This window comes from Companilactobacillus muriivasis, assembly GCF_036246245.1.
Lineage (GTDB): Bacteria > Bacillota > Bacilli > Lactobacillales > Lactobacillaceae > Companilactobacillus > Companilactobacillus muriivasis.
The window spans coordinates 14,697-35,166 of the sequence record NZ_BTTQ01000008.1 but is presented as its reverse complement, the minus strand read 5'-3'; the positions used below and the strand labels follow the sequence as shown (position 1 = coordinate 35,166).

The 20,470-nt window shown below is 37.8% G+C and carries 15 protein-coding genes; 3 read left to right on the top strand and 12 right to left on the bottom strand.

Annotated elements, in window-relative coordinates:
* Window positions 1-93: 93 nt before the first annotated feature.
* The 5 genes from AAA923_RS09485 to AAA923_RS09465 form a co-directional block, all read right to left on the bottom strand.
* Entirely contained in the window at window positions 94-3,633 is a 3,540-nt protein-coding gene (locus tag AAA923_RS09485) for a leucine-rich repeat protein (RefSeq protein ID WP_338216612.1), read from the bottom strand.
* A gap of 222 nt (window positions 3,634-3,855) precedes the next feature.
* Complete coding sequence (locus AAA923_RS09480; RefSeq protein WP_338216610.1) at window positions 3,856-4,374, bottom strand: VanZ family protein; 519 nt, start codon at window positions 4,372-4,374, stop codon at window positions 3,856-3,858.
* On the bottom strand, window positions 4,374-5,969 hold the full coding sequence (locus AAA923_RS09475) for an APC family permease (RefSeq protein WP_338216608.1): 1,596 nt from the start codon (window positions 5,967-5,969) through the stop codon (window positions 4,374-4,376). The genes AAA923_RS09480 and AAA923_RS09475 overlap by 1 nt, the downstream gene beginning before the upstream one ends.
* Window positions 5,970-6,459: 490 nt before the next feature.
* Window positions 6,460-8,271 carry a glutamine--fructose-6-phosphate transaminase (isomerizing) gene (glmS, locus tag AAA923_RS09470; RefSeq protein ID WP_338216798.1) on the bottom strand — a complete coding sequence of 604 codons (1,812 nt, stop codon included), beginning with the start codon at window positions 8,269-8,271 and terminating at the stop codon, window positions 6,460-6,462.
* A gap of 602 nt (window positions 8,272-8,873) precedes the next feature.
* The gene (locus tag AAA923_RS09465) at window positions 8,874-9,437 is read right to left on the bottom strand and encodes a TetR/AcrR family transcriptional regulator (RefSeq protein ID WP_338216606.1); all 564 of its coding nucleotides are present in this window, start codon (window positions 9,435-9,437) and stop codon (window positions 8,874-8,876) included.
* Between the two features lie 78 nt (window positions 9,438-9,515).
* On the opposite strand from AAA923_RS09465, the gene AAA923_RS09460 reads away from it, so the two are divergent.
* Window positions 9,516-10,271 (top strand): sulfite exporter TauE/SafE family protein, encoded by a 756-nt coding sequence (locus AAA923_RS09460; RefSeq protein WP_338216604.1) that lies wholly within the window; start codon window positions 9,516-9,518, stop codon window positions 10,269-10,271.
* A gap of 468 nt (window positions 10,272-10,739) precedes the next feature.
* Here the strand turns inward: AAA923_RS09460 and glmM are convergent, their stop codons facing one another.
* The 5 genes from glmM to murB all read right to left on the bottom strand — a co-directional run bounded on the left by glmM (window position 10,740) and on the right by murB (window position 17,647).
* Window positions 10,740-12,092, bottom strand: coding sequence for a phosphoglucosamine mutase (glmM, locus tag AAA923_RS09455; protein WP_338216602.1), 1,353 nt, complete (start codon window positions 12,090-12,092; stop codon window positions 10,740-10,742).
* 20 nt (window positions 12,093-12,112) lie between these two features.
* The gene (locus tag AAA923_RS09450; RefSeq protein ID WP_338216600.1) at window positions 12,113-13,207 is read right to left on the bottom strand and encodes a CdaR family protein; all 1,095 of its coding nucleotides are present in this window, start codon (window positions 13,205-13,207) and stop codon (window positions 12,113-12,115) included.
* Window positions 13,185-14,048, bottom strand: coding sequence for a diadenylate cyclase CdaA (gene cdaA / locus AAA923_RS09445; RefSeq protein WP_338216598.1), 864 nt, complete (start codon window positions 14,046-14,048; stop codon window positions 13,185-13,187). Before cdaA ends, AAA923_RS09450 begins: the two co-directional genes overlap by 23 nt.
* A gap of 75 nt (window positions 14,049-14,123) precedes the next feature.
* Window positions 14,124-16,250 (bottom strand): cation:proton antiporter, encoded by a 2,127-nt coding sequence (locus tag AAA923_RS09440; protein ID WP_338216596.1) that lies wholly within the window; start codon window positions 16,248-16,250, stop codon window positions 14,124-14,126.
* A 494-nt stretch (window positions 16,251-16,744) separates the two neighbouring features.
* Window positions 16,745-17,647, bottom strand: a complete 903-nt coding sequence (gene murB, locus AAA923_RS09435; RefSeq protein WP_338216595.1) for a UDP-N-acetylmuramate dehydrogenase — start codon at window positions 17,645-17,647, stop codon at window positions 16,745-16,747.
* A 109-nt stretch (window positions 17,648-17,756) separates the two neighbouring features.
* Between murB and AAA923_RS09430 the strand changes: the two genes are divergently transcribed.
* Window positions 17,757-18,536, top strand: coding sequence for an exodeoxyribonuclease III (locus AAA923_RS09430; protein ID WP_338216593.1), 780 nt, complete (start codon window positions 17,757-17,759; stop codon window positions 18,534-18,536).
* Window positions 18,537-18,725: 189 nt separating this feature from the next.
* Window positions 18,726-19,262 carry a 3'-5' exonuclease gene (locus AAA923_RS09425; protein ID WP_338216591.1) on the top strand — a complete coding sequence of 179 codons (537 nt, stop codon included), beginning with the start codon at window positions 18,726-18,728 and terminating at the stop codon, window positions 19,260-19,262.
* Window positions 19,263-19,544: 282 nt separating this feature from the next.
* On the opposite strand, the gene AAA923_RS09420 is transcribed toward AAA923_RS09425, so the two are convergent.
* Both AAA923_RS09420 and tsaE read right to left on the bottom strand, forming a co-directional pair.
* Entirely contained in the window at window positions 19,545-20,009 is a 465-nt protein-coding gene (locus AAA923_RS09420; protein WP_338216589.1) for a GNAT family N-acetyltransferase, read from the bottom strand.
* Window positions 20,006-20,467, bottom strand: a complete 462-nt coding sequence (gene tsaE / locus AAA923_RS09415) for a tRNA (adenosine(37)-N6)-threonylcarbamoyltransferase complex ATPase subunit type 1 TsaE (RefSeq protein WP_338216588.1) — start codon at window positions 20,465-20,467, stop codon at window positions 20,006-20,008. Before tsaE ends, AAA923_RS09420 begins: the two co-directional genes overlap by 4 nt.
* Between the last annotated feature and the right edge of the window lie 3 nt (window positions 20,468-20,470).

Below are 20,470 nucleotides of genomic sequence, written 5' to 3'. Positions count from 1 at the left end.
GATTATTATAAACCGCATTTTATTTTATCAAAGTAAACGCGTTATTACAATATTTGTAGCACAAATAACCACGAAATTTAGCAGATATTTGTCCTAATGGTGTACTTTTTTGATATCGATTACACCAAAAGTTAAAATACCGATTAATACACCCAAAATTTGCATCCCGATTCCGCTTTCATTTCCTGTTTGAGGGAACGTTGCGACACTTGATTTTTGATATGTTGGATGGTAGTCAGTGGCAATTAAACTACCACTACTCTTGCCCTGTGATCCAGGAACATAATAGACATTTCCAGAAACGACATATTGACCATTATTATTAGATTCAGTAACAGGAGCGGATGGATCTTTAGGATCTACTGGGTCTGTTGGATCCGTTGGGTCCGTTGGATCTGTTGGATCTGTTGGATCTGTTGGATCTGTTGGATCTGTTGGATCTGTTGGATCTGTTGGATCTGTTGGATCTGTTGGATCTGTTGGATCTGTTGGATCTGTTGGATCTGTTGGATCTGTTGGATCTGTTGGATCTGTTGGATCTGTTGGATCTGTTGGATCGACTGATCCATTTGTATCTTTTGCAAGAACAGTCAAACTAACAGTCTTCGATTGTCCGTCAGATGTACTCAAAACAACATTATATGTACCGGCAGTATTCAGATTGGCCTGAGTGAGATCGACATTAACTGTCTGAGATTGACCATTTTCATTCGTTGATGTGGCTTTAAAATCATCAGCAGTTGGCGCTGGATCACCAACGTGCATTGTATAGTCACTGCCATTGATAGTTTTAGTGGCGGCTGTAATTGTTAATTTTCCTGTATTTACCGTTGTAATATCGTAATTAGGATTGTCAGCGGCATTAGCAACAACTGATAAATCATAACTACCAACTGTTTGACCATCAGGTCTACTAAAACTATAAACTAGCTGATCACCATCAGTAACACCTTCCGGCATCGTTACAGTAGCGGTAAATTCAGGATCAGCAGTTCCAGCAACTTTAGTAGCGTCATTACTTGTAATGGTAACTGGAGCCTTACTAATATTAAATGAAGCTGTATCCTTCCCCATCGTTAAATCATATAAACTATTCTGTCCATAATTTTCAATATTATTAATACCCTGTTGTGTCAAAGTAACCGTATAATTTCCAGCATTCTTAGCTGTTTGATTCAATTCCAAATCACCATTTTGAATTTGATAGTTTGTCCCATTTGATAGAATAACTTGGTAATCACTATTATCAAAAGATTGGTTTTGACCATTATAAGTTTTAGAACCCGTACCACCTAAGTCAAATGTTCCCGTACGCTTATATACCTCGACATTGACCGTACTTTCAAAGGTTTCATAACTATAAGTGACTGCATAATTACCCGCTACCGTTGTATCTATTGTATTAAGGTAATCTCCATCAGAATTTTTTATACTTACGCCAATTTCCGAAAATGGTATATCTTTTCCAGATGAAGTAGATGCGCTGATAAAATTATCCGCACGTTCCCAATTAGTCCCAGCAGGAATACTAGAATTAATTGCTTTAATATTAGGGTCATCCAAAACTACATCGTAAATACCGCTGTAACCTTTATCGACTTCAGAATCTGGCGATAGAATCCAACTAAATGTAAAACTGTCCACACCTGCCGGAATATCGAAAACACCATTGCTATACGTTACTCCGTTGGATAATTCAGTAATGCCTAAGGCATTCTCAGTAAGTCCACCAATATCAAGGTTAAAGTAATCAGAAATATTATTCTTACTTGAATCAGTGAAAATAGCCGCAAATTGATTAGTTGCACTGTCTATATTGTAAGCAGTCGTTCCAATTTTAACGTTTGGGGCATTGACTTGGGTAATTCGATTGTACGAAAAAGCATTCTCACCTAGCGAGAAATCTGAAGCGGTAGTAGAAACACTCGTCAACTGGTTACCAATAAATGATTCATTACCGATATTTTTAATCGTACTAGGAATAGTTAAGTCCTTATTCAGATCATTGTAAGAAAAGGCTGATTCTCCAATTGACTGCAATCCTTCATTCAAATTCAATGTTCCAATATGATTGCCGCTAAATGCTTGATTGCCGATTGTAACCAAGCTACTTGGTAACGTTAAAGTTCCAGTCAGATTAGCAAATTCAAAGGCTCCATTACCGATACTATTCAATTTGTTGGCATTAGAAAAATCAGCACTAGTCAAACCACCATCATAAGTGAAAGCCTGATCGCCAATTGATGTTAAATTAGGTCCAAAGCTAATACTTTGCAGACCTAAATTTGATAGAAAAGCTTGTTCACCAATCGTCTGCAAGCTATCAGGCAACTTAACTTCAGTGCTTCTACTGTTATATACAAACGCCTGATTGCCAATAGATATCAAATTATTATTATTGCTCAAATCAATTTTATTATTTTCAGAATCTCCAGAAAAAGCTGATTCTCCAATGCTTGTCAAAGCCGTATCTTTTGAAAAATCAATATTTTGTAAACTGGTATTTGCGGCAAAAGCTTGGTCACCGATTGTCTGCAAACTAGCTGGCAATGTTATTGAAGTAACTGCATTATTATAAGTAAACGCCTCGTTACCAATAGTTTGAACAGAGTCAGGCAAATCGATTGTTGGAATTTGATTACCCCAAAAAGCTAAATCACCAATACTTTTCAGAGTAGTATCATCCGTCAAATCAATATTCTTCAAAGTTGAATAAATAAATGCACTATTGCCAATACTTGTAACTCCACTGTTGACCTTCACATTGGTTATCGTTTCATTGCTGGCAAAGGCATCATTACCAATGCTCGTAACGTTATATTGTTTACTATCCTTGGAACTATTATTCGTAACTGTAATTTGAGTAGGGATATTTATTGATGAGTCCGTCAATTGACTAGTTGTACCCGTCAAAGAAGCTTCACCAGTATCATCGTTGGTACTCCAAGTAAAGTCATTGGCATCGGTATGATCAGCATCTGATGTAATTGTATTAGCCGTAGTATCCACTGGTGTTAAAGCCGTTGGTGCTGGGGTAGTCGGCGTGGCTGTTGACGGTGTCGTAGTTGAATCAGTAACAGTTGATGTTGCTGAATTCGTGGAGTCATTTTCAATTGTTGTGCTTTCAACAACTGCAGTCGTACCCGATTGTGTCGTAGGAAAAGTTGATGTTACGGCTGTACCGGTAGTTTTAACTGTACTTGCTGATGTCGCTGGAGCCGTTTCTGAATCTGTAGTTACTGGTGCTTTTGGAGTTGCAGGATCAATTTCGTCCGAAATTGCAGACGACAATGTGGAGACTGGTGCTACATCAGGACTTGTTGTACCAGTTGAACTTCCGTTCTCTCCTCCACTAACATCAGTTGGTGTTGGAGTACTTGTTGTATTAGATTCTTTATTTTCATTTGTTGTATTTGAAGTTGTTAATGAACTGCCACTATCAGTCGTCGTAACATCCTTCACACTTGTATTTGAGCTTTCAGAAGGTGTTGGAACAGAACTAGTATCATCGGTAGTAGTAGCCGCATGAATAATGGCCTCATGGCCGAGTGTAGTTCCAAGTCCCAAAGTCATGGCTGCACCTGCAGCAATCAATAACTGTTTCTTGTTTAACATGATCTTCTTATTTGCCATAATAATAAACCGTCCTATTGAGATGGATTTCTCTGAACTTGTCTAAACATCTCAACCGTATACTATAACAATTCTTATTATTTTTTAAATATTTAGCACATGGTATTTATGCAGCAAGTTCATAAAAAAGAATGAACAAATAATATAGCAAAAAAGCCGACCATCTAGGTCGACTTTTATAAATAGATTTTAAAAAGATTGACTCATTTTTCAATAACAAATTCAAGCTTTTTTCACATTTTTATGTCTCATGACAAAAAACATAACAATAACCACAATCAAAGTACCCGTAAGCGCTCCAGCACTATCCAGTATAACATCTGTCACTGAGGGGGTTCGTCCACCAGTCAATCCTTGATGAAATTCATCGAAAGCCGCTAGACCAGTTGTCATTAACCATGGAACAAATACATTTAAAAAATGATTCTTTTTGAAGTACGTATAAAGTGCTAAACATAGAAATACCGCCAGAATCAAATATGTGCCAAAATGAGCTCCTTTACGAATAAAAAACTCTACAAAGTGATAATAGCCATCATTCGCAATCGACTGTTCCTTACCACCATAATTAAAATGGATCCGACTCAAACTGCTATTAAGCGGTTTGCCATGTACATATTTTTCTAGAAATGGGACTGAAGTTTGTTGCTTGTAGGTCATAGACGAACTGTAAAACAGAATCAGTTCAATCAAAACCACGCCGCCCCAGAACCACTTTTCATTTTTCTTTAACTTATCCATTATTTTTCATCCCAATTCACGGTTGAATTAAGTCTCTTGGCATCGTCAAAATAGCCCGAATGATATGAGGAATTAATTGCCCAATAATAAATTACGATTGAAAATATCATAATTACGAGAAAATCCCAAGGATATTGAATCAGATTGATCCCGCCAAAATGACTGCTACCAATCCACGAAATAATTGACAGTCCGACTAGATGAACAATCAGCCAAAGACTTGCATAAAACTTCTGTTTGAACTCTTTAAATCCACGACGAAAATCGTAAACAAAATATATAGGCAATCCCACAATAATAATCACGATAACTTCGACAGTTGTTGGAAACATTGACCAGTAAATTGCCAAACTAATTAAATCAAAAACCAATGGTGCCAATAATTTCATTCCTTGAATCTTCGTTGGGCGTTTGAAATTTGATCCCATTTTACGCAAACTACCGGCAACAACTGGGCCTGATAATAACGAAATCAAAGTTGAAGCTGCAACAACTCGTGACAATAATGCCCAATTTTTAAATAACATAATTAAAATCACACTGACAAAAAAATCGACCATTAGGGCAATTCTTGGCGTGCTGTAATTATTATTAGTATTACTCAAAATTTTAGGCAAATGCTTATTCTTAGGCATCGAAGACAATGATTTACTTGCTGAAGCGGAGAAAGCTATCCCACTTCCAATTGGCGAAATGAACGCTGTGAAGTAGATCAAAGTTGACAACCAATATACATTTAGGAGAATTGCCAGATCTGCGAATGGTGAGTTGAAACTAATCTGTGACCAACCACCACTGACGATTGATTTTGGCAAAGCTCCAATAAAGACAATTTGTAAAGCAATATAAATTAAAGCACTTATCAACAATGAATAAATAATTCCTCGACGAATATTAACCGCCGGTTTGACAATATCATTACCTAAATTAATTACCGTTTGAAAAGCCACATACGAATAAATAATTCCTGCACTACCAATGGCTACGAAAATTGATGACGTTCCATTAGGCATAAACTGATGAATCGTTGTTCCCATATTATTCAAATCAAAATGAGCTGAAACTAGCAAAATCATTGTAATAATTGGAACAGCAATTTTGAAAACTGAAATGAAATTATTAAATTTAGCCATAATCGTAACTGACCAATAATTTATCAACGTAAAAACTAAAATTAAAACCGTTGCCATAAGAATACCGCTGAAAGACAACTGCCCATTTTTCATGAAACCATGCGTCCATTGGGCCCATTTCCAAGGCCAAGTACTCATATACTGCGTGGATGCCACCGCCTCAATCGGTAAAATTGCTAAAAGTGAAAGCCAATTTGCCCATGAAAAAACGTGTCCTAACAGTGAACCATGCGTATACATTGTAAAGCGACTCATCGCCCCATCTTCAGGAAACATCGTTCCAATCTCAACGTAAACCATCGCAATCATCGCTACTAAAATGGCTCCCAAGATCCAAGCCACAATTGCAGCTGGTCCGGCTATTTTAGCAGCCTGACTGGAACCAAACATCCATCCTGAACCAATAATGGCACTTAGACCAAACATTACAGTTGAGAACAAATTTAATTTTTTATCCCTCATAAAATCACCAATCTATTATTTGCCGTCTCCAGAAACGAGAGTTTTCACCTGCTATGCGGACCGACTCGAGCCACAGTGCGGTGAAACTCTCATTTCATCCGACTAGTTTATTTCTCTAAATTAATACAACTAAATATTCTACATTATTAACCTCTATCGACATACGATAAAGGTCTGTTTGTGTTTCGATTTTGAATTAAATATGAAAATAAGCGAGATAACATATCCAATCCAAAACCAATTTAGCCTGCGGGTGACATCGATGCAGCGGCTATGGAGGTGGCGTTAGAGCTTTAGCTCTTACACCACAGGGCGAGTTTTGAAATTCGCGTACTTTGCGAAGTTCAAAATCGAGGTGCGAGACTTTGGCTCGCACCGGTCCTCGTAGCAGACTGCATCGATGTCACCCGCAGGCGGAACTGCCCCAAACCCAAAACAAAAAAATAGCCTCCATATTGGAAGCTATCATTACATTTTCTACTAAATTAGACTACTCTACCGTAACACTTTTGGCAAGATTACGAGGCTTGTCGACATCATTGCCACGAGCCAAACTTGCATAGTAAGCAATAAGTTGAGCAGGTACAACACTGATAATTGGTGAAATTAATTCGTCAATTTCAGGGATAATAATTTGGTCTCCAGCTTCAGCGTATTTTTGACTGGCAATAACAAGCACATGAGCGCCACGAGCTTTAACTTCTTGAATATTACCACGTGTATGACTGGCACCAACACCGTCATTTACATAGGCAATAACTGGGGTATTTTGTTCGATCAAGGCGATTGTTCCGTGCTTCAACTCACCAGCAGCAAAGCCTTCAGCGTGAATGTATGAAATTTCTTTCAACTTCAAAGCGGCTTCAAGTGATAAGGCATAATCAATACCACGACCAATGTAGAAAGCATCTTTTTGATCTGTTAGGAAGTCAGCAGTTAATTTCTTGATTGTTTCTTTTTCATCAACGATTGTTTGAATTCCATTAGCTGCTAAAGCTAATTGTTTCTTAACATCGAATTTCTTCGCATCATCCAGACCTTTTGCCATACCAAGAGCTTTTGCCAAGACTGCTTCAACAGCAATTTGAGCTGTATAAGCTTTAGTTGAGGCAACGGCAATTTCAGGACCAGCAAGCAATTCCATTGTGAAAGTTGCTTCACGTGAAAGTGTTGAATTTGGCACGTTAGTCATAGTCAAACTTGGCAAGTTCAATTCGTTAACTTTAACAAGGACTTGACGACTATCGGCAGTTTCACCACTTTGTGATAGGAAGATGAAGAATGGATGCTTAGATAATTTAGGCATGTGATAACCGAATTCACTACCAAGTTCAACGTCAACTGGTACATCAGCAACTTGTTCAAAAATATTTTGACCAACTAAACCAGCGTGATAACTAGTTCCGGCAGCGACAATGTACAAACGGTCAGCTTTCTTCATTTCTTCTAGCAAAGCAGGTTCAATGTTCATACTGCCATCGTCATTGAGATAATTTTGAGAAATCTTTCTCATAACGTTTGGTTGTTCGTCAATTTCCTTGAGCATGTAGTGTTCATAAGTACCTTTAGAAATATCACTAGCATCAAGATCAACTGTGTAAGAATCTCTCTTAACTGGAGTACCATCAAGCTTACTAATTTCAACGGAACCTTTTTTGAGAATAACAACTTCGCCATCTTGAATTTCAACAAATTGGTGAGTTTGATCAAGCATGGCCATCGCATCGGAACAGATAACGTTAAAGTCATCACCCAAACCAATTAACAATGGACTCTTATTTTTAGCAACGAAAATACGGTCAGGTTGTTCCTTGTCGACCATTGCAAAAGCATATGAGCCTTCAATCAAGCTAAGTGCTTTTCTAAAAGCAGCCTCACCATCAAGTCCTTCTTTTGCAAAGTGATCGACTAATTGAACAGCAACTTCAGTATCTGTTTGACTGCTGAAGTGAACGTCTGATAAATATTTAGTTTTGAGTTCTTCAAAGTTTGTTAGGACACCGTTATGTACGAGGTAGAAACGGTTATCTTCTGAAAAGTGAGGGTGGGCGTTTTCGATAGTTGGTGTTCCATGAGTAGCCCATCTTGTATGTCCAATACCGACAAGACCTTGAACATCGTCTGTTACGGCATTTTCCAATTTACTAATTTTACCAACTTCTTTAACCAAGTAATCTTTGCCCTCTTGGTTGTTAACGTAAATCCCGGCTGAATCATAGCCACGATACTCAAGCTTCTCTAATCCGTTTAATAAAATATCAGTAGTTTTATTATTTCCAATAACTCCAACAATTCCACACATATTAATCAATGCCTTTCTCGTATTGGTATAGTTCTTTTATTTTTAATGGTATAGTTCATTTCTTATACTTTATCATCTTGCGACAATGCCTAGAATACTAATCAAATGGTTTTTTGTCAAGAAAAGTTTAATATTTTTAAAAATTGGTACGGTTGGTATGTACCGATATTGTCTATATGGTATATATGTATAGGCCATTTGGGGTTTGCCGCCTGAGCAGAACGGTGATTATTGATGGATCTCATAAATACCAAAAAATGCACAAAAAAATAGATATTGAAGAATTATTTCCTCAATATCTGTTATTTATATTCGATTAAGATAAAAATCCGATACAACAGTAGTTCTAGCAATTCCAGCAACATTTTATTTAAAAACAACATCTCACTAAAAAATAAACTAGTTGGAAGAGCTGAGAGTATTCATCCGCAGCGAAAGTGGCGTTAGAGCTTTAGCTCTTACACCACCGGGCGTGTTGGAGACTTTTCGGTCTTTGAAAAGGCTTCAACCGAGGTTCGAGACCGCACTTTGGCTCGAACTGTACCGCGCAGCAGATGAATACTCTCAGCTCTGGAAACGGACCACTACAATACAACATGTATTTATTCCTTAATATCTAATATCTTATTCAAATTAATCTCAAAACTTTCAGTATTCTTGATCAACGGATTATGGAACCAGCCAATCCCTTCATTGACAACCTCACCAATCACTAAGGAACGGATACCACGGGTGATAGTCATTTTCACCTTGTCATCTGTAACAAATTTCTCGATAAAAGTATTCATCATCATTCTCAAATGCAAAGTTTCGTCACCAATAATTTCATCTTTAGAAATTTCAGCCGTTTTTAACACCAGCAACGACAAAGACAAATTGCTTAAACCAAACTTACGCATTACTTTGGCAACTTGAATTATGCCTGTCTTGCCACTGTACCCTAAGCATTCAGTCTTAATTTCATCGTCCAGTTTATCGAAATAATATTTGGTCAACGCTAAGTTCAAGTCGTCTCTATTTTTAAAATAAAAATACAGAGCCTGTGTTTTACAATCTAACTTTTCAGCAATACTTTTGAAAGTCGCTGAATCATAGTTGCTATCAGTGATTATCTCAATTGCTGCTTGAATAATTTTGTCTTCAGACAGATCACGTTTCTGTGTCATACGTGTTCCTCCTTGCTTCCACTTTACATTTTACACTCTGTAAATTACAATTACCAATAGTAAATAGGAGATGCTAAAATGACATTTTTGTCTTTGATTCTAATTGGTTTCGTAATTGGTGTTTTTGTAATATCGACTGGTGGTGGCGGTGCTGCCTTCTACTTAGGAGTACTAACAAGTCTGTTTCATTTGAGTGCTCCAGTAGCTGCAGCAACTTCACTTTTAACAGCTTTTCCATCCCTAGTGGTCGGTGCCTACGGTCATTATCGCACAGGAAATATTCGATTCAAAGTCGGCAATAGAATGATGATTTCAGCCATTCCTGCAGTCATAATCGGTGCTTGGCTTGCACCTTATATTCCAATAAAAATTTACACATGGATTGTTGCAATTATTCTGGTTGTCTTGGGAGTTCAAATCTTAATACAACATTTCTTCCCATCCAAATCCAAAGATTCCAAAAAGAAGTCCAGTAATGATGCTGTGAAAGCATCTGTATTCGGTGCCATCAGTGGTCTAATGGTCGGAGTTGCCGGATTAAGTGGCGGTGGTCCCATTTTAGCTGGATTATTATTACTCAATCTGGATATGGTTCGTGCAGCCGCTACATCCTCATACGTACTTGTTGGTACTACTGGCGTTGGGCTATTATTCCATCTATCTGGTGGCAATGTTGATTGGTCGATTGGCTTAAACCTAATGATTGGAGCAATTCTCGGTGCATTAGTAGCTCCCATTTTACTTGCAAAAGTAAATCCAGTTAAATTTAATAATTATGTCAGACCTGTTATAGGGGTATTGTTGGTCGTTATGGGATTAAAAATGGTCCTTTAAAATTTCAGATACTTCGGTCAATTTCTATTTTATTAACATAGTAAAGACCGAAAGTTTATTATAAAAAAATAGACATGAGTTTACCCATATCTTTATATATTGAGTCGCTTAAATCAATGTATAAAGAAGTGCTCATGTCTATTTTTGTGTTTTCATTTTTTTGAAGTTGTTGCCCATTTGGGGAAATAAAAGCCCTTTTTATATTGGCAGTGGCTCTAAAACGAGCTACACAAGGCCAATTTCTTCCGCTTTGCATAACTTCCCAAATCACGCACAAGTTCGGTGCGTAATTCGTGAAGCTACGCAAATGCTCGGAAATTCCCGGGCCTGTTCCACTCTCTCACCAAAACGAGCTACACAAGGGCAGCTTCCTCCGCTTTTCATAATTTTGTAAATCACACGCAAGTTCGGCGTGTAATTCACAAAACTACGAAAATGCTCAGGAGCTAACCGCCCTTGTTCCGCTCTCTAATTTAATTCACTCTTCACAACTTCCACAATCTGATCACAATATTCATTAACTTTTTCTTCTGTAGGTGCTTCACACATAACTCTCAACAATGCTTGTGTACCACTAGGACGTACTAGCACACGACCATCGCCATCCATTTCATCTTCAACCGCTTTAATTGAGTCAAGGATTGGTTGGTGTTGATCCCATGAGTTTTTATCTGCTACGGGAACGTTAACTAGCTTTTGTGGATAAATCTTAACGGGTGCGCCTAATTCTGCTAGGGTCTTGCCTGTTTCTTTCATGACGTGCAACAAGTGGATTCCTGTTAGCATTCCGTCTCCAGTATTCATGTATTCATACAAAACAACGTGTCCTGATTGTTCTCCACCGATGTTGTAATTGTTGGCACGGATTTCTTCAACAACGTGACGGTCACCAACGGCTGTTTGAACTGACTTCATGCCATTAGCTTCGATAGCTTTGTACAAACCTAGGTTACTCATAACTGTTGTTACGATTGTGTCTTTCTTTAAACGACCACCATCGTGCAAATACTTACCAAGGATGAACATAATCTTGTCACCGTCAACGATATTACCGTCAGCATCAACGGCAATACAACGGTCTCCATCACCATCAAAAGCTAATCCAGCAATGGCATCTGATTCTTTAACACGTCTTGCTAATTCTTCTGGATGTGTTGAACCAACGTTTTTGTTGATATTGATTCCATCTGGATGTGAAGCCATGATTTCAAAGTCAACGCCCAAGTCAGCAAACAATGTACTTGCTAAACGGCTTGTTGAACCATTGGCTGTATCCAAAACAATCTTCATACCACTCAAATCATCTGACAATGTTTGTTTCAAGAATTGGAGATACTTTTGAGCACCTTCTGGATAATCTGAAACGCTACCTAAACCTTCAGCTGATGGTCTTGGCAAAGTATCTTCTTTGGCATCCAATAATTCTTCAATTTCATCTTCAACGTCATCTGGCAATTTGTAACCATCTGAACCAAAGAACTTGATTCCGTTATCTTCAGCAGGATTGTGTGATGCAGAAATCATAATTCCGGCATCAGCTGAAACGGCACGTATTAAATAGGCAACGGCTGGAGTTGTAATTACATCAAGATCTAGCACTTCAATACCTACAGACAATAGTCCTGAGATTAAACTTGATTGCAACATTTGACCAGAAATACGTGTATCTCTGGCAACTAGAACACGTGGACGTGAGTCATTATTCTCTGAATGTTGTGTTAGAACGTAGCCACCAAAACGACCTAGCTTGAATGCTAGTTCAGGACTCAATTCCTTATTTGCAATACCTCTTACTCCGTCTGTTCCAAAATATTTTGTCATGAAAACTTACCCCCAGCGTATTATTCTTCGCTATTATTATTATCTTCAGTCGAGTCGTTATTTGACGAACTCGAATTATTGTTAGTACTACTACTGTCATTAGTTGACGTATTAGTACCATTACTGCTATTAGTGCTGTTCGATGAAGAACTGGATGACGAACCAGTATTAATCGTCACACTAATGCTATCAGGATCCGTAAAGGCTACTTTACTACCCAAAGCATCACTTAAATCAATTGACTTCTTGGTATTTCCGGTAACATCACTTACATCAACTGGCACATCAATTGAATCATCAATCGCATCCATTTGATCTTGCGTTCCGAAAATTCTGATGCTTTTCACATCAGATTCAAATGTGAAATTCGAGTTATTAGAATTTCCTGACTGTTTCAAGTTGATTGTTACTTGTTTGCTTTGAATAGTAATTGGAATTTTTACGTGAACCGTTTGTGGATCCAACGTAACATTTACAGTTTTACCATTTTTATCGAGTGCTTGCACTAAAACTTCTTGATCAAATGAAGATTTTATTCCTTTTGGCAAAATTGGTTTAACGATCACCTTGTTGATTTTTTCAATCTCAGAGGCAGCACCAGTAACTGTGACAGTATCAGGAGACACGTCAACTTTACCGGTTTCGTAACCAGTTGCTAAAGAATCTTTGTTGTAATCTACATCGACCGCAAACTTCTTAGTCTCACGTTGTTGAATATTAACGGTGACATACTTCGGTTTAATGCTATAAGTTAATTCACTGTTCAAGCCAGACTCCTTGATTTGAACACGGTGCTGTCCAATCGATAAGTCTTTTAAATTCAAATATAAGTTAAAATTTTGTGTGTTTTTTGTTGCTGTAACTAGAGCTGCCGGTCCTTCAATTGTTACTTTTACATTTTCTGGATAACCAGTGATGTAATATTTATCGACATCCGCCTGTAACTGTAAAGGTACTGTAAAAGTAGCCTTTTTTGTCACAGTTGAAGTGTTTGATTGATTAGAATTTCTGGTCGATCCAACGCCTGGCGTGCTTACAAAAAAGAACAACCATAAGGCACCGCAGAGGGCGATAAAGGCATAAAAATAATTACTATTTATTATCTTCTTTATCATCTTGGCCCTCCTTCTTCTTCCGACCAATTCTAAAGAAATCTAGTATTGAATGATTGTCACTTTCATTCGGATCCTTTAATTGTGCGTGAAGATACTTAAGATAATCTTCTCGAGAAAGATCAAGCATCATATGACCATTTCTGGTAATCATGACGCTACCAGTCTCTTCAGAAACAACAATTGTAATCGCATCAGTTACTTCACTGATACCAACTGCCGCTCTGTGACGCGTTCCCAATTCCTTAGGAATAGTATTACTCTCTGACAACGGCAAGTAGGCTGCCGCAACCGATATACGGTTATTTCGGACAATTACCGCCCCATCATGCAACGGCGTATTCGGTATGAAAATATTGATTAATAAAGCTCCCGTAACTTCAGCATCCAAATCAATACCAGTTTCGACATATTCTTCCAAACCAGTATTCATTTCCAAAGTTATCAAAGCACCGATTCGACGCTTACTCATGTACTGAATCGCCTGATCCAAACTTTCAATCAAGTGATTCTTTGTTTTGCCTTCTTCGTTACTCGTTGAACTAAACAGCGGCATTCGTCCCAAATGTTCCAACCCACGACGAATTTCAGGCTGAAAGATTATCACAATTACAATAATCCCCCAGTTGATCAATTGATCCATTAAAAAAGAAACCGTGTGTAGGTTCAAAGCCCAACTAATAAGCTTGATAACAAAAATTATCACGATTCCTTTTAGAAGCTGTACCGCTTTCGTGCCTCGTAACATCGACAGAACTTTATACAGAAAATACCAGACTACTAGGATATCAACCAAGTTAGCCAAGTTCTGCCATGTAAATATATTGCTTGGTATAAAATTCATTTTTATAGCTCCTTAGCAGTTCGAACTAATTATAACAAACAATAAAAATTATAAAAGTTCATCATATTTTAAATACTAGTCAGCTCCTATATTAATAACTTCTTCACTGTAATTTATATTTTGACGTAATTCATTGGCAGTCGCCTTACTGATTTTACCTTGTTCCAACATATCTTGGACAAAAGCTCTTTGATAACTCAAGGCCTTAACTTCCAAAGCTGCCCGGTCACCACTAAATTGCGGTGTCCGACCACGATACTTACCTTGTAGCAATTCCAAGCGATCTTCATAGTGACGTTGGAAAATATAAATCAAATTATCAGTAAATTCTTCATTATCCGACTGACTCAATTCTTGCAATTTAGCCAAAGCACGTTTAGCCCCAGCAGTTGAAATTTTGATAGAATCTTGATTCAACTGCTTGATATCATCATACTTCACAGAACGATAGAACCAGCGTCTTATTTGAAGATAAGTTCTTCTAAAGTAACTCAAGAAAAACTCAATCGTTGAATTGTATCGGCGATGCACAATATCTTTTTTATATTTAGCAATCTTGCGGTTCGCAATATCATACGAGTCATCCGAAATTTCATGATTAACGTATAATTCTTCAATTGCCTCAAGCTCACAATTAAAGCAAATGTCCCATAGTTCAGCATCTTTCTTACTCTTAACCCGACGTTTACTAATTTGATGACTAGCCATCTTCGGATTATGATTGCGAATACTCAAATTACGAATATCCTGCAAGTATTCCCCAATGACTGATGAATAGACAGCTGTATCACCATCATCCATCTCGCCACGTAATTTCTTGATAGTCTTATCCAAAATCACACGGTTAGCTTCAGCCTGCGTTAATTTGACAATTACTGGTTCATCTTCCGCGTCGTCTTCGTCCTCATCGTCAGTAGAGACAAACGTATTACCACGATAAGCAACCGGTGCACTATTTTTAGTTAGTAAAGGAATTAGAATTGTTGCCCCTAACAAACTAAAGATAATCACAGCACTAGCTAGAAACAACAGTAATGTTCGAGATGGGAATGGCGCCCCACCTTTAATAGTCATCGGTAATGATAAAACACCGACCATTGTAACGGCGCCACGCACACCAGAAATACCAGACATCAGGCAATCATCCAGTCTCGATTTAGACCAAAGCACGATTTTATTATCGCCATTATTAGAGAACGTCGAATAGACATAACTCCACGTTGCCCGAATCACAACTAACATTATCCAAATAATAAAGGCTAAGAAAGTTGCTCCAATAGTATTTATATTGTCGTTATGAACTAGTTCTTCCATGGCAAACGGAATTTCGATACCCAACAGCACGAAAACAATTCCATTGAGGACGTACACAACTAAATCCCAGGTTCGCGAGGTGACCATTTTAATTTCAGGTGTAAAGCTACTGAGGTTACGATTTGATGAAATATTCAAAATTCCAGCGATAACAACCGCTACAACTCCGGAAACATCAAATATATCTTCAGCAACATAATAGATAATAAATGGAATAATAATCTGAATTATGGCATGTAGAATCGAATCATCGACACCTTGGTTCATCAAGTACAATCTAACACCGTTGAAAATCCAGATCATCACGGCACCAACTAGGGCACCGACGATAGAAATATGAAAGAAATCAATCGTTGCATCCTTCAATGAGAACATCCCAGTGACTGTAGCAGCGACACCGTATTTAAAACAGATCAATCCGGATGCATCATTGATCAAACTTTCCCCACTGATCAAATGCATCAGTTTATCGGGAATATGTGCCTTTTTAGCAATTGACTGTACCGCAATTGGATCGGTTGGTGATAAAACAGCAACCAGCGTAAAGGCCGTAGCCCATGGTAATGTTGGAATGAGCCATTTAACAAAAACTCCTCCAACCAAGGTTGAAATAACAACCAGCACAATCGCATTTCCTAAAATGGGACCTTTTAATTTCCACAGCTCTCGTTTCGGAAAATTATTCCCATCGTTAAACAGAATTGGCGCAATAAACGCTAACAAAAACCACTCGGTATCGACATATATCTTAACGTGCATAAACAAAGCAGCTAAAATACCAGCAGCAATTTGTAGCAAACTGGGCGGAATCGACACAAAGTAGTGACTTACAATATTGGCAATAATTAAGAGTGAAAGAATCAAAATAATTGATTCAAGTATTTCCACAGACAACACCTACCTATTAATTTTAATGAAGGTTGACTGTCTACAGGGATGAGAATATTAACCTGCTATGCGGACCGGCCCGAGCCAAAGAACGGTCTCGCACCTCGGTTTGAAGCCTTACCAAAGTTCGGCAAGTCTCCAAACTCGCCCGGTGGTGTAATGGCTAAAGCCATAACGCCACACCCACAGCTGGTTAATATTCTCATCCCTTCCGACTAATTTATTTTTTAAATAACACAAATAACTGTCACAACATTATGTAAAGTTAATTTAGTTATACAACCTTAATTTCTCTTAGTTCAAAAGTTCAAAATCAATCCAAATACCGTCTCCGGTTGTCAGTAATGCAGTCTGATGTGTGATCCAAGGTATCACTATTCAACAGATTACATTACTGACAACCGGAGATTAAAAACATAATAAATACTCAGATTAAGAAAATGACCAGATTATTCATTAGTCTGATCACAGTAAATTCATTTAAAAAGGCTTTTTTACTTCTTATCCTCACCGATAATACGGACTTCCGTTTTTAGTTCAACGTCAAATTTCTCTTTAACAGTCTTTTGAATCAAGTGAATCAAGTTCAAATAATCGGTTGCTGTTGCATGCTTAATATTGACGATAAACCCAGCATGTTTCATGGAATCTTGTGCCCCACCAACTATCTTGCCTTGAAGTCCAGCTTTAATAATCAAAGGACCAGTGAAATGACCCTTTGGACGTTTGAAGACACTACCACATGAAGGATATTCCAATGGTTGCTTTGAACGTCTCAACTCATTTAGTCGATCCATTTCCTCTTGAATAGCATCTTTATTACCACGTTTTAATGCGAACGTAGCGCTTATAACGATGCCACCGTTCTCTTGAACGATACTGTGACGGTAACCGAATTGCATATCTTCATGCGTTAACGTTGTAATTCGACCATCTGGCATCAAGACTTCAGCTGATTCAAAGACATCAGTGATTTCACCACCATAAGCACCGGCATTCATAAAGACTGCACCACCGACACTTCCGGGAATTCCAGCAGCAAATTCGATACCAGTTAAACCAGCTTTTTGAGCCGCAATTGTTGTATTAATGATTGTAGCGCCCGCTTCGGCTGTAACGCTGGTTTCAGAAACTTTGATTTCATGGAAGTTAGGCAAAATAATTACAATGCCTCTGATTCCACCATCTTTGATAATCAAGTTGCTGGCATTACCGATTACTGTGATAGCAACTTTACTAACTCTTGCTGTATCAACGATTTCAACTAGTTCATCACGTGTTTTGGGAAAGGCCAAAACATCAGCCGGACCGCCGGTTTTGGTAAAGGTATATTTACTTAAAGGTTCATTTAATTTAAATTCAATATTTGGTAATTTTTCAACTGGAAAATTCAACATTCATCATCCTTTTGCTACTAAGACTTACTGTATAATTTTATCACATAGTTAGAAACATAACGAACTAACAAGCCTAACAATAATGCTATAATATTTGCGAGGTGATTTTATGAAACTTATATCTTGGAACGTCAATGGTTTACGTGCCGTGGTTAAAAAAGATTTTGCTGAAATATTCAAAGAATTGGATGCCGATGTCTTTAGTATTCAAGAGACTAAGCTTCAAGAAGGCCAAATTGATCTCGACCTAGATGGTTATCATCAATACTTCTTCTATGCTCAGAAAAAAGGTTATTCTGGGACAGCTGTTTTCACTAAACAAGAACCTATTAGCTTCAAACAAGGACTTAATATTGAGGAGTTTGATGATGAAGGTCGTACTATCACACTCGAATTTCCTAATTTTTACTTAATCAATAGTTACACTCCAAATTCACAACCAAAATTAAAACGGATCGATTATCGGATGCGTTATGACGATGCTTTAAGAGCATATATGTTAAAATTATCGGCCGATAAACCAGTTGTTCTTTGTGGTGATCTAAACGTTGCCCACGAAGAAATTGATTTGAAAAACCCTAAGAGTAACCACAAGAATCCGGGATTTTCTGATCAAGAACGCGACAAGTTTACGGAATTATTAGACAGTGGCTTTATTGACAGTTTCCGTTCACTTCATCCTGACGAAGCTAAATATTCATGGTGGAGTTATCGTTTTAATGCTCGCAAGAATAATGCGGGTTGGCGTATTGACTACTTTGTTGTTTCTCAAAATGGCAAAGATTTAATTAGTAACGCCGATATACTCAACGATGTTTACGGATCGGATCACTGCCCAATCGAATTGGATTTAGATATTCCGTCTACAGAGCCGGGAAATATTCACTAGCTGTGCGGACCGGTCCGAGCCAAAATGCGGTCTCGAACCTCGGCACACAAATATTTCCCAGCTCTTCCGACTAGTTAATCAGTAATAATAAAATGTAAAAGTATACAAATGTATTTATCAATTTCTAAACGATGAACTATTTTTAATAGGTTATCAACTCACATCGTTCATATTAAAGGAGAATAATTAATGGATTTTGTTTCTATGGATTTTGAAACTGCCAATGGTAGTCGTAGCAGTGCCTGTTCACTGGCTCTAGTTTTAGTACGTGAAAGCCAAATTGTCGACAGCTTTTACACATTGATCAATCCCCGCGAATACTTCAGTCCTCGCAATATTCAAATTCACCATATTCGCCCTGAAGATGTAGCGGACGCTCCAACATTTGACCAAGTCTGGACCCATATCAGTCCTTTATTTGACAACAGTCACTTAGTTGCCGCTCATAACGCTAGTTTTGATAACAGTGTTTTAAAAAATACCCTATCAAATTACAACATTATGGTGCCTAAGTATCAGACAATTGATACTTTACGGACAAGTCGCAAATTTTATCCACAGTTTCCTAATCACAAATTAAATACTGTTTCCGATGAGTTAAATATCGACTTAAAGAATCACCACAATGCCTTAGCCGATAGCGTGGCCTGTGCAGAAATTCTTTTGAAAACTGAGCAACAATTTGGAATCGAACAAATCAAAAAAATGGTTAAAATTACAGGCTAATACCTAAATAAATAGGAGTTATATCATACCTGATCATCTCAGGCGTGTGATATAACTCCTATTTTTATATAGTTAACTGTTTAAATTTCAAATTAGTCGGAATGAATGAGAATATTTACCTGCCGTGGGCGTGGCGTTATGGCTTTAGCCATTACACCACCGGGCGTGTTTGGAGACTTGCCGAACTTTGGCAAGTCTTCAAACCGAGATTCGAGACCGCACCTTGGCTCGGATCGGTCCGCATAGCAGGTAAAATATTCTCATTCCTGTGGACGTCCCCAGTTAAACCATCTTTTTCATTATTAATGTTTTTTTAGTTTCAGACTCAGTTGTAAAACCATATTTTTGATAGATATGGATAGCAACTGGGTTATTTTTGTATACTTCTAGAAAGATTTCTTTTACTGGTGATTCAGATGCCCAATCGAGTGCCTCTTCTAAAAGAAACGAAGCGATACCGTTATTCCAAAATTCCTTATCAACAACGACACCAAATTCAACTTTATCGTCATCAGAATTTTCCAAACGACAATAACCAACAATTTGACCGTCAAAGTCAGCCACAATCAATTCATCATAATCAGAATGATAAATTGCATCCAATGCAATCTCTTCATCAGAAACTGTGACATCTTTCATATCATCATATGAAATGAAATCACTCTGCTGACTAGCTTTTTTCAAAAAATCTAGCAGACTCTGAGCGTCATCTGGAATTGCTTCACGTAATTTTAGTTGTTCGCTCATACTAAGTCACCGAAACCACGATCATCAAATGTGTCACCATGCAATTTAAAGACAACTTCACGATCAGTATCAGACAAACGTTTGATATTAATTGAAATGTGTTCGTCAGGAATCTCATCCTTAATAAATTGTGGCCACTCAACAATGGTAATTCCATCGCCGTCAAAGTATTCGTCAAAGCCTAAATCCTCATCTGGACTGCTTTCCAAACGATAAGCATCCATATGATAAAGTGGCACACGACCATCTTTATACTCACGAATCAATGTAAAAGTTGGACTCTTAACGTTACGCTTGATTCCCAATCCGCGAGCCAAACCACGAGTTAGAGTAGTTTTACCAACACCAAGGTCACCATTCAAAACGACAACATCCCCCGCTTGTAACAAATGGGAAACCTTCTCGCCTAGTTTTTCTGTATCCTCATATGAATGAGTTGTTAATTGATATTCAAGCATAAT